This is a genomic window from Mycobacterium tuberculosis H37Rv, assembly GCF_000195955.2.
GTDB lineage: Bacteria > Actinomycetota > Actinomycetes > Mycobacteriales > Mycobacteriaceae > Mycobacterium > Mycobacterium tuberculosis.
Genome location: NC_000962.3, coordinates 648,490 through 661,279, shown reverse-complemented (window position 1 = coordinate 661,279; position 12,790 = coordinate 648,490). Strand labels below are relative to the sequence as shown.

Genomic DNA, 12,790 nt, shown 5'->3' with positions numbered 1-12,790 from the left:
AGCGAATCGCCTACGTTCCCCTGGCATGGAGGATCGCCGACTGAACCGCGCCGAACCGATGCTGCGCCCGCTCGTCGGCCGCATTCTGCTCCTCCGCAGTGACCACGACCGCATCCGGACCCGGAATCACCGTCGCCACATGGTCGGTCTCGAGCCAGCGCACCACATACGGCGGCGAACCATCGGATGAGCGCACCTCAATAATCAACCCTCGGTGGTCCGGTTGATCTATCGTCGCGCCTTTGATCACCAGCCAGTCCCCGACCTTTGCCTTCATGAGCGTCCCTTCCTTGGGGACTTCAATCGTGCACGCACCCGGCGCAACGGCGGGAGGGCAGTAGGCCACCAGCGCCGGTGGCCAAAAGTCCCCTCGGGACCCGCTGGGCGACCCCATGCGGATACCCCAGCTGGTCACTGGCTGCCGACGGCTCTGGACGGCCCGCCACCGCGAGCGGCTGGGCATCCGGCACCCTGGGCTGTCGCTTGCGACGTGGCCGAAACGTCCCTGGTTGCCCGGACGCGGATGCGCGCGCCGCGGTGCGGCACCATGATGACGTGCTTTAGCTTCGGCCGTTCGCCGGAGGTCGTGGTGGTGCTCAACTCGACGCGGCGCAGGATCTCCCGAAGGACGACCCGCATCTCGACCATGGCAAAGGTGGCGCCGAGGCAGCGGCGGTTGCCGCCGCCGAACGGCAACCAGGTGGTCGGGCTCAAAGTGGCGCCAACCATCCGATCAGGGTCGAACCGTTCCGGATCCGGATACAGTTGCGCGCTCGCGTGCACCAGCCCGATCGCTGGGACCACCATGACCCCGGCCGGCAGCCGGTAACCGGCCACCTCCACCGCCTCGGTGAGGACCCGGCCCACGTCGTACACCACCGGGCGGATCCGCAGTGTCTCTTTGGCCACCGCGTCCAGGTACTCGTCGCCGGCTGGATCGCCGGCCGCGCTGGCGTCGGCCGCTTGCACGGCCTTGGCCAGGGTGACCGGGTGGCGGGTCAACCGCTCCAGTGCCCACGACAGTCCCGTCGCGGTGGTGTCGTGACCTGCGACCAGCAACGTTATCAGCTGGTCGCGCAGCTCGCGCTCGGTCATCGTCCGTCCGTCTTCGTCGGCGGCCCGAACCAGCATGGCCAGCGTGTCGGTGCGTGCGGCCAGATCGGGATCGGCTCGGCGGTCGGCGATCTCGGCGTACAGCAGGGCGTCGGCTTCTTCGATCCGCCGTCGCAGCCTGCTCCAGAGCCGATTGTTCAGCAGGCTCGGGTTGGCCAGTGCGAGCGTCGCCCACGGGCCCACGTTGAGCAGCCGCGGCATGACCTTGCGCAGCGCGGCGAGCCGGACCGGATCGCTGGCGCCTATGACGGTCCGCAGGATCACCTCAAGGGTGATCTCAGACATCTTGGGCGCCACCGCGAACGCCTTAGCCATCGGCCACCCGGCGATGTTGGCGGCGGCAATCTCGGCTATCGGCCCGGCCTGGCGCGCGACCGCGTCGCGATGGAACGGCGGCGACATCAGGCGACGCCGGTCGCGGTGCACGTCGTCGTCGATCAACAGCAGTGAGCTGTCGCCGAGCAGTCCGGCCAACATCGAGTTGGCTTCGCCGGCGTGAAAGACACTCGGGTTGCCGGCAAACACTGTCTTGATGGCGGCCGGATCGGACAGATACACCATGTGGCCGAACCCCGCGACATGCAGCGTGAAAACACTGCCGTAACGGCGTTGACAGGCCGTCAAAAAACGCAGCCCATGGCGCAACATCAACACGGCCTGCACCGAGCCGGAAAGTCGAGGTCCCGGCGGCAATCCCATCGACGATGTGCCGCTCATCGACACGATTCTATGTGTTCAATTTGTTGCTCAAAGCGCCGAGCGTGAACTGAGGCCGATTTGCCGTCCTCAGTTCACGTTGGTCGGCCACCCACCATGTCATTGCCCACTATTTATAGGCCACCGCCGCGCTGGAGCCGCCGGCAAGCGGGATCACCTCGAACGAACGGAATCCCGCCTCGCCACACCACCCCCGGAAGTCGGCGGCGGAGTAGTCGAACGCGTCACCGAACTCGATAAGCATGTTCAGTGACATCATCAGGCCGGTTGTGTTTTCGCGTCGCGCGTCGTCGATCAATGTCTCGATCACAATGAAAGCCCCCTCCTTGGACAGGGCCTCGTAGGCCTTAGCGACCAACTGCTGTTTACGGTCGAGGTTCCAGTCGTGCAGAATCTGGCCCATCGTGATGACATCGGCCGCCGGCAGAGGGTCGGCCAAAAAGTCACCGGCGCACGCCTGCACCCGCTCACCCAAACCCTCGGCTGTCAGCTTGCGTCGAGCGATCTCGGTCACCGCGGGCAAGTCGAAGCTGACGCACTGCAAGTGCGGGTGAGCCGCCGCGACGATTCGTGACAACAGACCGTCCGCGCAGCCCACGTCACAGAGACGCCGGTAGCGCTCGAACGGAAAGCGTTTCGCGAGGAGCTCGATGTTGCGTCGCGACGCCGCGTCCATAGCCGCCATGAACGCCTCGAGCCGCCGAGGATCTGCATAGAGCGCCTCGAAGAAGGGCCGCCCGGTTTGCTTGACCTCGCTTTGTGCCTTCCCGGTCTTGAGCGCCTCGGTCAAATCCGCCCAGAAGCGGTAGTTGCGTTCGTTCCAGATCTTCAGCAGGCCGCCCGCGTAGGTGGGACGGGCCTCGTCCAGAAAGTGCGCTGTCTCCGGTGTATTGCGGTAGTGGGACCCGGGTCCGTCGCCGTCTCGCGCCAGCAAGTCCAGCGAGACCAAGGCGTCGAGGAAGTCAATCGCCGGTCGCTTTAGCAACCCGAGGCGGTCGGCAATGGCCTCGGCGGTCATGGCCTCATCGCCAAGTTCGGTGAACAGCCCAAGCCCGACCGCGGTAAGCAGTACCTTAGACGGGCCGTACCCGCCGCCGATCGCCATGATCCGATCCGGGCTCAACTCCACCACTTGACCTCCCGAAATTGTTGGAGTGCGGGTGTCGCGCCGCTGTCTACCGACCGTAGGCGACGTTGGGGCACCAACGCGCGGGCGTGGCCATGCCCGGCGCCCATGCCCGGATACCAGCTTGACCGTGGTGGCAGGTGCAGGATTCGAACCTGCGTAGCTTTCGCGACGGATTTACAGTCCGCTCCCATTGGCCGCTCGGGCAACCTGCCGCCTAGCAGGGTACAACGACCGGGTAGACAGAGCACACACGGCTATCTCGCGAAGGAGGGACGAACCGAATGGCGGACTCATCGTTCGACATCGTCAGCAAGGTCGACCGGCAGGAGGTCGACAACGCACTCAACCAGGCCGCCAAGGAGCTGGCCACGCGCTTCGACTTCCGCGGCACCGACACCAAGATCGCGTGGAAGGGCGACGAGGCCGTCGAGCTCACCTCGTCCACCGAGGAGCGTGTCAAGGCCGCCGTCGACGTCTTCAAGGAGAAGCTGATCCGCCGCGACATCTCGCTGAAGGCCTTCGAGGCCGGAGAACCGCAGGCCTCGGGTAAGACGTACAAAGTTACCGGCGCCCTCAAACAGGGCATTAGCAGCGAGAACGCCAAGAAGATCACCAAGCTCATCCGCGACGCAGGCCCCAAGAACGTCAAAACCCAGATCCAGGGCGACGAGGTCCGGGTCACCAGCAAGAAGCGCGACGACCTGCAGGCCGTCATCGCCATGCTGAAGAAGGCCGACCTGGATGTGGCATTGCAGTTTGTGAACTACCGCTAGTCGCGGCGATCTGGAGGGGCTGGCTGGATGTCCTGGCTACCCTGGTCGCTGATCCAGGATTTCAAGCGAGGTTCACGATGAGCGTGACTCCAAACGCCGGCTGTGTCGACGTCGTCATCGTCGGCGCCGGCATCTCCGGACTGGGCGCGGCCTACCGGATCATCGAACGCAACCCGCAGCTGACCTACACCATCCTGGAAAGGCGTGCGCGGATCGGCGGCACCTGGGATCTGTTCCGCTACCCCGGCGTGCGCTCCGACAGCAGCATCTTCACGCTGTCGTTTCCCTACGAGCCGTGGACCCGCGAAGAAGGCATCGCCGACGGCGCCCACATCCGCGAGTACCTCACCGACATGGCCCACAAGTACGGCATCGATCGCCACATCGAGTTCAACAGCTACGTTCGCGCAGCGGACTGGGACTCATCCACCGATACCTGGACCGTCACCTTCGAGCAGAACGGCGTGCACAAGCACTACCGCAGCCGGTTCGTGTTCTTCGGCAGCGGCTACTACAACTATGACGAGGGCTACACCCCCGACTTCGGAGGCATCGAGAAGTTTGGCGGCGCGGTAGTGCATCCCCAGCACTGGCCAGAGGATCTGGACTACACCGGCAAGAAGATCGTGGTGATCGGCAGCGGGGCCACCGCGGTCACACTGATCCCCTCGCTGACCGACCGGGCCGAAAAGGTAACCATGCTGCAGCGATCCCCGACCTACCTGATCTCGGCATCCAAATACAGCACGTTCGCCGCCGTTGTTCGTAAAGCGTTGCCTCCCAAAACTTCTCACTTGATTGTCCGAATGTACAACGCGTTATTGGAAGCGGTGTTCTGGTTCTTGTCCCGCAAGACACCGGTGTTCGTGAAATGGCTGCTGCGCCGTACCGCGATCAAAAATCTGCCCGAGGGCTACGACATCGAAACCCACTTCACGCCGCGGTACAACCCGTGGGATCAGCGACTGTGCCTGATCCCGGACGCCGACCTGTACAACGCCATCACCAGCGGCCGCGCCGAGGTGGTCACCGACCATATCGACCACTTCGACGCCACCGGTATTGCACTCAAATCCGGTGGGCACCTCGATGCGGACATTATCGTCACCGCCACCGGCCTGCAGTTGCAAGCGCTTGGCGGGGCCGCGATCAGCCTCGACGGCGTCGAGATCGACCCTCGGGATCGCTTTGTCTACAAGGCGCACATGCTCGAAGACGTGCCCAACCTGTTCTGGTGTGTGGGTTACACGAACGCGTCCTGGACGCTGCGCGCCGACATGACGGCCCGGGCGACGGCAAAACTACTGGCACACATGGCCGCCCATGGACACACGCGCGCCGCCCCGCACCTGGGCGACGAGCCGATGGACGAGAAACCGTCCTGGGACATTCAGGCCGGCTATGTGAAGCGGGCGCCGTACGCGCTGCCCAAGTCCGGCACCAAGCGGCCGTGGAATGTACGACAGAACTACTTGGCCGACGCCATCGACTACCGATTCGACCGCATCGAGGAGGCAATGGTGTTCGGCGCGGCATGATTGCTCCTGCGGTTCGTCGACGGATATCAAATGTCCGGTTGCCGCAATACGCTGAACGCCATGGCAGCCAACAAGCGCGAACCCAAAGTCGTTGTCCTCGGCGGCGGTTCCTGGGGCACCACCGTCGCCTCCATCTGTGCGCGCCGCGGACCAACCTTGCAGTGGGTGCGCTCGGCGGTCACCGCGCAGGACATCAACGACAACCACCGCAATAGCCGATACCTCGGCAACGACGTGGTGCTCAGCGACACCCTGCGCGCCACCACAGACTTCACCGAGGCCGCCAACTGCGCCGACGTCGTCGTCATGGGGGTGCCCTCGCACGGTTTCCGCGGAGTGCTTGTCGAGCTGAGCAAAGAGCTGCGACCCTGGGTGCCAGTGGTGTCCCTGGTCAAGGGGCTCGAACAGGGCACCAATATGCGGATGTCGCAGATCATCGAGGAGGTACTGCCCGGTCATCCGGCAGGCATCCTGGCCGGCCCGAACATCGCCCGCGAGGTGGCCGAGGGCTACGCGGCCGCGGCGGTGCTGGCCATGCCCGACCAGCACCTGGCGACCCGGCTATCAGCAATGTTTCGCACCCGGCGCTTCCGCGTGTACACAACTGACGACGTCGTCGGTGTCGAGACGGCGGGCGCCCTCAAGAACGTCTTCGCCATCGCGGTCGGGATGGGCTATTCGCTGGGTATCGGCGAAAACACCCGCGCCCTGGTGATCGCCCGCGCGCTGCGCGAGATGACGAAGCTGGGTGTGGCAATGGGTGGGAAAAGCGAAACGTTCCCCGGACTGGCCGGTCTCGGCGACCTGATCGTCACCTGCACCAGCCAACGCAGCCGCAACCGGCATGTGGGCGAACAACTCGGCGCAGGCAAGCCGATCGACGAAATCATCGCATCGATGAGCCAGGTCGCCGAGGGCGTCAAAGCTGCCGGTGTGGTGATGGAGTTCGCCAACGAGTTCGGGCTGAACATGCCGATCGCCCGCGAGGTCGACGCCGTCATCAACCATGGTTCGACGGTGGAGCAGGCGTATAGAGGCTTGATCGCCGAGGTCCCCGGACACGAGGTGCACGGCTCGGGGTTTTAGGCTTGCCACCGCTGCCGGCACGCATGCCGGTGATGTCCGCACAACGATAGTTCGGCTGTTGCGTTCGGTCAGTGGGACGGGCGCGTCCTCGCCGCACGCCGGCATGCCAGCCACGAACTGATCGACCGCCTCCTCGATAGCGGCGCCTGACTCATCACCGATGGCATCTCGATACCCACAGTTATCAGCCGCGCGCCATCGCCTCCAGCCGGCGAATGCGGTCCTCGATCGGTGGGTGAGTCGAAAACAGCGATCCGATCCGCTCACCCGCCCGGAACGGGTTGGCGATCATCAGGTGCGCCTGGCTGGCCAGCTGCGGCTCCGGCGGCAGCGGCGCCGCCTGGACGCCGCCGGAGATCTTGCGCAATGCCGACGCCAACGCCAGCGGGTCCCCGGTCAGGACGGCACCCGACTCGTCGGCCTGGTACTCCCGCGATCGCGACACGGCCATCCGTATCACGGTTGCCGCGATCGGGCCCAGCAGCGCAACCAGAAGCAGTGCAAAGGGATTGGCGTTGTCTCGGTTGCCGCCGAACATGCCGGCCCACATGGCCATGTTGGCCAGCGCGGTAATCACCGCTGCCAGCGCACCTGCCACACAAGAGATCAGGATGTCGCGGTTGTAGACGTGAGACAGCTCGTGGCCCAGCACGGCACGCAGCTCACGCTCATTGAGGATACGCAGGATGCCAGTCGTGCAACACACCGCGGCATTGCGCGGGTTGCGGCCGGTGGCGAACGCGTTGGGTGCGGCGGTGTCGCTGATGTACAGCCGGGGCATCGGCTGGTGAGCGCTGGTCGCCAGCTCTCGAACGATCCGGTACATCGCCGGCGCCTGCAGTTCGGAAACCGGTTGCGCATGCATCGCCCGCAGCGCCAGCTTGTCGCTATTGAAGTAGACGTAGACGTTCATTCCGACGGCGAACAGCGCCGCCAGCATCAGCGCCGTCCTGCCAAACAACGCGCCGACGGCCACGATCAACGCGGACATACCGACCAACAGCAGGAACGTCTTCAGCCGGTTGGCATGCGGATGCCAAGTCATCAGTGCGTGTCCTCCTAGAACACCTCAACTTGGGAGATTACTGCTGGTTCAACGCCTGAGGGGTATCCGCTGGTTCCGCAATCGAGCCTGGCCGGGCAACCTAGCCGTGCCGGCTCACGGTGTAGTCGACCAGCGCCGCCAGGGCACGCCGTCCCGGGACGTCGGGCAGTAAGGCCAGCTCGTGACGTGCCTGAGCCGCGTACTGCGCCAGGACGTCTTTGGCCCGGGCCATGCCCGGCGACGCCCGCAACAATGTCAGCGCCTCGCGCACCTCGGCGTCGTCGTCGACCGGTCCGTTCAGCAGTGCGCGCAACCGAGCGCAATCGGGCCCTGATTCCCGTAACGCGTAGAGCATCGGCAGGGTGTGTACTCCTTCGCGCACATCGGTACCGGGCAGCTTGCCCGACTCGTCAGACTCGCTGTCGATGTCGATAATGTCGTCGGCGATCTGAAACGCGGTGCCCACCACGCCGCCGAGGCGGCTCAGCCGTTCGACCTGTTCGTCGGTGGCACCGGAGAACATCCCACCCAGCCGGCCGGCCGCCCCGATTAGACTGCCGGTCTTCTCCTGGACCACCTTCAGGTACTGCTCGATGGAGTCCACGTTCTCCGACGTGCCGCGCGTCTCACGCATCTGCCCGGTCACCAACTGGGCGAAGGTGTCGGCGATGATCCGCACCGCCTCCGGTCCCAACCTCGCCACCAGCCGCGATGCGGTGGCCAGTAGGTAGTCGCCAGCCAGGATCGCGACGTTGTTACCCCATTGCGCGTTGGCGCTGGGCGCGCCGCGGCGGACCTGGGCCTCGTCCATCACGTCATCGTGGTAGAGGGTCGCCAGGTGGATCATCTCGATCACCGCCCCGGCGACTGTCACCGCTGCGGCATCCGGCTGCGGCCCGATCTGCGCCGACAGCACGGTGAACAGTGGACGGAACCGCTTGCCGCCGGCATTGAACAAGTGCAGCAGCGAATCGCTCATCACCTCGTCGGCCTGGCGCAGCTCGGTGTCCATGAGTTGCTCGACTCGCGCGACACCAGCACGCACGGCCGCGGCAAAGACAGCGTCGCCCAGGTCAACGCCTGCCACCACCGTCGCCGGAGTCCTCACTCGACCAACATACTGGTGAGCGTGGATGACAGTGCCGACGTGGTGGTCGTGGGCGCCGGACCGGCCGGGTCAGCTGCGGCCGCCTGGGCTGCCCGCGCGGGCCGCGACGTCCTCGTCATCGACACCGCCACCTTCCCCCGCGACAAGCCTTGCGGCGACGGGCTGACACCACGCGCGGTCGCCGAACTGCACCAGCTGGGACTAGGTAAGTGGCTGGCGGACCACATCCGGCATCGTGGGTTGCGGATGAGCGGCTTCGGAGGCGAGGTGGAAGTGGACTGGCCCGGTCCGAGCTTCCCGTCGTACGGCAGCGCGGTGGCCCGTCTCGAGCTGGACGACCGGATCCGAAAGGTCGCCGAGGACACCGGTGCGCGCATGCTACTTGGCGCTAAAGCCGTTGCTGTTCACCATGATTCATCGAGGCGGGTGGTATCGCTGACCCTGGCCGACGGCACTGAGGTGGGCTGCCGCCAGCTGATCGTTGCCGACGGGGCCCGATCCCCGCTGGGACGCAAGCTGGGCCGGCGATGGCATCGGGAGACGGTCTATGGCGTCGCGGTCCGGGGGTACCTGAGCACGGCGTACAGCGATGACCCGTGGCTGACGTCGCATCTGGAACTGCGCTCCCCCGACGGCGCCGTGCTACCCGGCTACGGCTGGATCTTTCCGCTGGGCAACGGCGAAGTGAACATCGGCGTGGGAGCGTTGTCGACCTCAAGACGGCCAGCCGATCTGGCCCTGCGCCCGCTGATCTCCTACTACACCGACCTGCGCCGTGACGAGTGGGGCTTCACCGGCCAGCCGCGCGCGGTGTCGTCGGCGCTGTTGCCGATGGGCGGCGCGGTTTCTGGAGTGGCCGGGTCCAACTGGATGCTCATCGGCGACGCCGCGGCCTGCGTCAACCCGCTCAATGGCGAGGGCATCGACTACGGGCTGGAAACCGGGCGGCTGGCCGCCGAACTGCTGGATTCGCGTGACCTGGCACGGCTGTGGCCGTCGCTGCTGGCCGACCGCTACGGTCGCGGCTTCTCGGTTGCGCGCCGGCTAGCGTTGTTACTGACCTTCCCACGGTTCCTACCCACGACTGGGCCCATCACGATGCGCTCCACCGCATTGATGAACATCGCCGTGCGGGTGATGTCCAATCTGGTCACCGACGACGACCGCGACTGGGTGGCGCGGGTGTGGCGCGGTGGCGGTCAATTGTCCCGGCTCGTCGATCGACGACCGCCGTTCAGCTGACGGCCGGCAACCAAGGGTGCGCGAATGTCAACTGTGTTGACATATATCAGGGCCGTTGATATATATGAACACATGACTGAATCGCTGGATCTTGAGTTCGAATCCGCCTACCGCGGTGAATCCGTCGCCTTCGGGGAGGGAGTCCGACCGCCATGGAGCATCGGCGAACCCCAGCCCGAGCTGGCCGCCCTGATCGTGCAGGGCAAGTTCCGCGGCGACGTCCTCGACGTGGGCTGCGGGGAGGCCGCGATTTCGCTGGCACTGGCCGAACGGGGACACACCACGGTCGGACTGGACCTCTCCCCCGCCGCCGTAGAACTGGCTCGGCATGAAGCAGCGAAGCGCGGCCTGGCCAATGCCAGCTTCGAGGTGGCCGACGCCAGTTCGTTTACCGGCTATGACGGCAGGTTCGACACCATCGTCGACAGCACGCTGTTCCACTCCATGCCGGTCGAGTCCCGGGAGGGCTATCTGCAATCGATCGTGCGTGCGGCGGCACCGGGCGCCTCCTACTTCGTGTTGGTATTCGACCGGGCGGCGATACCCGAGGGGCCGATCAATGCGGTCACCGAGGACGAGCTGCGCGCGGCGGTGTCCAAGTACTGGATCATCGATGAGATCAAGCCCGCGCGGCTGTACGCGAGGTTCCCGGCCGGCTTCGCCGGCATGCCCGCACTCCTGGACATCCGCGAAGAGCCCAACGGGCTGCAGTCGATCGGTGGCTGGCTGCTCTCGGCCCACCTGGGCTGACGGCGCACCCAAACGACGCGTATAGTCCGGCTAATGAAGGGAACAAAGCTGGCTGTTGTCGTCGGCATGACGGTGGCTGCCGTTAGTTTGGCAGCGCCGGCGCAGGCCGACGACTACGACGCCCCCTTCAACAACACGATCCATCGCTTCGGGATCTACGGCCCGCAGGACTACAACGCTTGGCTTGCCAAGATCAGCTGCGAACGGCTGAGCAGAGGCGTTGACGGCGATGCGTACAAGTCGGCCACTTTCCTGCAACGCAACCTGCCGCGCGGAACCACCCAGGGCCAAGCGTTTCAGTTCCTGGGCGCCGCGATCGATCACTACTGCCCTGAGCATGTGGGCGTCCTGCAACGGGCTGGCACCCGCTAAGTCTTCCTACCGGTCACTGCGGGGTTTGTTTGCCGGGTTTGTATCCGGCATGCAGAGCTACGATGCCGCCGGTCAGGTTGCGCCACCGCACCCCCGACCACCCGGCCCGCGAAATCTGGTGCGCCAGCACCGCCTGGTCGGGCCAGGCCCTGATCGACTCCGCGAGGTACTCGTAGGCCTCGGGGTTGCTAGACACCGCCCGCGCCACCCGGGGCAGCGCCCGCATCAAGTATTCCTTGTAGGCGGTGGCGAACAACGCATTGGTGGGCGTGGAGAATTCGCACACTAGTAGCCGCCCGCCCGGCCGGGTGACACGAGCCATTTCCCGCAGCGCCGCTTGCTGGTTTGCGACGTTACGCAGCCCGAAACTGATGGTGACCGCATCGAACACGTCGTCACCAAACGGCAGCCGGGTGGCGTCACCGGCGACCTTGGGAACCTTGCGCGCAGCGCCCGCCGCAAGCATGCCGACCGAAAAATCGGCAGCCACACACCACGCGCCCGATTTGGTGAGCTCTACGGTGGACACGGCGGTGCCCGCGGCCAGGTCCAGGACCTTTTGGCCGGGCCCGATCCGCAGCGCCGACCGAGTGGCTCGCCGCCAATACCGGTCCTGGCCCAGGGACAACACGGTATTGGTCAGGTCATACTTGCGGGCGACGCCATCGAACATCGACGCCACGTCGCGGGGATCCTTGTCCAAGGCGGCGCGACTCATAGCCTCGACGCTACCGTTACGCGGCCTGGGTCGTGCGCCGACCTCGCACCGCCTCGTAGTGGCCGAGCAGCTCATCGCAGACCACCGGCCAACTGCGGCCCAGCACACTGCGCCGGGCGGCCAGCGCGTAGCGCTGGCGTTCGTGCACCAGGTGGGCGACGGCGTCAGGAAGCCGGTGCTCGAACTCGCCGACCGGCAACAGCAGCCCGGTGCGGTGCGGGGTTATCAGATCACGCGGTCCGCCGGCGTCCGGAGCGATCACCGGTAGCCCCGACGCCAGCGCTTCCTGCACGACTTGGCAGAACGTCTCGTGCTCACCGGAATGTACGAAGACGTCCATGCTGGCATACGCCTCGGCGAGCTCTTTGCCATACCGTGCTCCGGTGAAAACCGCTGTGGGCATTGCTGATTGCAATCTTGCCCGGTCGATGCCGTCGCCGACGATCACCAGCCGCACGGCGCCGGAGGCCGCCAGACCCGTGAGCCGGTCGACATGCTTCTCCGGAGCAAGCCGACCCACAAAGCCGACGATGGGTTTGCCGTCCGGTGACCACCGTCGCCTCAACACCTCGTTTCGCGCCGACGGCGCGAAACGTTGCACGTCCACCCCGCGTGCCCACCGGTGTACTCGCGGAATGCCCTGGGCAATAAGGGATTCCATTGTCGCTGTGGACGGCGCCAGAGTGCGGTCAGCCAGGCGATGCAAGTGGCGGAACCATGCCCACGCCGCCCGTGCTGTCATCGGAATGCCGTAGCTGGACGCGAAACCCGGAACATCGGTTTGGTAGACCGCGACCGTGGGCACCCCTAGCCGCCGAGCGGCATGGAGTCCACCGTAGCCAAGCAGCGCCGGCGACGCCAGATGCACGACATCCGGATCGAATCCGCGCAGCGCTCTCAGCATTCGGAAGGTGGGCACGCCGAGCGGCAACGTGGTCACCTTTGGGAACATCCGCGACGGCACCCGGTGCACCCGGACACCGTCGTGAAGTCGCTCGGCGCGGTCTTCACCTGGCGGCGTGTCGGGCGCGATCACCAGGGCTTCATGACCGGTTCGACGCAGATGTTCGAGTACCTTGACCACCGAGTTGCTGACGCCGTTCACCTGCGGGAGGAACGACTCGGCGACGATCGCAACGCGCACGCCACACACACTGTCAGCGCCGGCTGTCGAAATGGTTGCGTAGCGGCATACGGCG

The 12,790-nt window shown here is 65.6% G+C and carries 13 protein-coding genes and 1 tRNA gene; 6 read left to right on the top strand and 8 right to left on the bottom strand.

Going from position 1 to position 12,790, the window contains the following annotated elements; genetic code table 11:
- Positions 1-10: 10 nt before the first annotated feature.
- The 4 genes from Rv0569 to tyrT all read right to left on the bottom strand — a co-directional run bounded on the left by Rv0569 (position 11) and on the right by tyrT (position 3,171).
- Positions 11-277 carry a hypothetical protein gene (locus Rv0569; RefSeq protein NP_215083.1) on the bottom strand — a complete coding sequence of 89 codons (267 nt, stop codon included), beginning with the start codon at positions 275-277 and terminating at the stop codon, positions 11-13.
- 134 nt (positions 278-411) lie between these two features.
- Positions 412-1,830: a cytochrome P450 Cyp135B1 gene (gene cyp135B1, locus Rv0568; RefSeq protein ID NP_215082.1), complete on the bottom strand. Its 1,419-nt coding sequence runs from the start codon at positions 1,828-1,830 to the stop codon at positions 412-414.
- A 109-nt stretch (positions 1,831-1,939) separates the two neighbouring features.
- A complete protein-coding gene (locus tag Rv0567; protein NP_215081.1) occupies positions 1,940-2,959 on the bottom strand; it encodes a methyltransferase/methylase in 1,020 nt (339 codons plus the stop codon).
- Positions 2,960-3,090: 131 nt separating this feature from the next.
- Positions 3,091-3,171 (bottom strand) — tRNA-Tyr (gene tyrT, locus Rvnt05).
- Between the two features lie 69 nt (positions 3,172-3,240).
- On the opposite strand from tyrT, the gene Rv0566c reads away from it, so the two are divergent.
- The 3 genes from Rv0566c to gpdA1 all read left to right on the top strand — a co-directional run bounded on the left by Rv0566c (position 3,241) and on the right by gpdA1 (position 6,356).
- Entirely contained in the window at positions 3,241-3,732 is a 492-nt protein-coding gene (locus Rv0566c) for a hypothetical protein (RefSeq protein NP_215080.1), read from the top strand.
- A gap of 77 nt (positions 3,733-3,809) precedes the next feature.
- On the top strand, positions 3,810-5,270 hold the full coding sequence (locus Rv0565c; RefSeq protein NP_215079.1) for a monooxygenase: 1,461 nt from the start codon (positions 3,810-3,812) through the stop codon (positions 5,268-5,270).
- A gap of 60 nt (positions 5,271-5,330) precedes the next feature.
- Positions 5,331-6,356: a glycerol-3-phosphate dehydrogenase gene (gpdA1, locus tag Rv0564c; protein NP_215078.1), complete on the top strand. Its 1,026-nt coding sequence runs from the start codon at positions 5,331-5,333 to the stop codon at positions 6,354-6,356.
- Between the two features lie 184 nt (positions 6,357-6,540).
- Here gpdA1 and htpX read toward each other — a convergent pair whose 3' ends face one another.
- Together htpX and grcC1 are read right to left on the bottom strand one after the other, a co-directional pair.
- Entirely contained in the window at positions 6,541-7,401 is an 861-nt protein-coding gene (gene htpX / locus Rv0563) for a protease HtpX (RefSeq protein ID NP_215077.1), read from the bottom strand.
- Positions 7,402-7,501: 100 nt separating this feature from the next.
- Positions 7,502-8,509, bottom strand: coding sequence for a polyprenyl-diphosphate synthase GrcC (gene grcC1, locus Rv0562; RefSeq protein ID NP_215076.1), 1,008 nt, complete (start codon positions 8,507-8,509; stop codon positions 7,502-7,504).
- 15 nt (positions 8,510-8,524) lie between these two features.
- Between grcC1 and Rv0561c the strand changes: the two genes are divergently transcribed.
- Genes Rv0561c through Rv0559c form a run of 3 tightly spaced genes read left to right on the top strand, consistent with a single transcriptional unit; the run spans position 8,525 to position 10,873 of the window.
- Positions 8,525-9,751 (top strand): oxidoreductase, encoded by a 1,227-nt coding sequence (locus tag Rv0561c; protein NP_215075.1) that lies wholly within the window; start codon positions 8,525-8,527, stop codon positions 9,749-9,751.
- A 24-nt stretch (positions 9,752-9,775) separates the two neighbouring features.
- Positions 9,776-10,501, top strand: coding sequence for a benzoquinone methyltransferase (locus Rv0560c; protein ID NP_215074.1), 726 nt, complete (start codon positions 9,776-9,778; stop codon positions 10,499-10,501).
- Between the two features lie 33 nt (positions 10,502-10,534).
- Positions 10,535-10,873: a hypothetical protein gene (locus Rv0559c; RefSeq protein ID NP_215073.1), complete on the top strand. Its 339-nt coding sequence runs from the start codon at positions 10,535-10,537 to the stop codon at positions 10,871-10,873.
- Between the two features lie 13 nt (positions 10,874-10,886).
- Here Rv0559c and menH read toward each other — a convergent pair whose 3' ends face one another.
- Positions 10,887-11,591 (bottom strand): demethylmenaquinone methyltransferase, encoded by a 705-nt coding sequence (gene menH / locus Rv0558; protein ID YP_177738.1) that lies wholly within the window; start codon positions 11,589-11,591, stop codon positions 10,887-10,889.
- Positions 11,592-11,607: 16 nt separating this feature from the next.
- Entirely contained in the window at positions 11,608-12,744 is a 1,137-nt protein-coding gene (gene mgtA / locus Rv0557) for a GDP-mannose-dependent alpha-mannosyltransferase (protein NP_215071.1), read from the bottom strand.
- Positions 12,745-12,790: the final 46 nt, after the last annotated feature.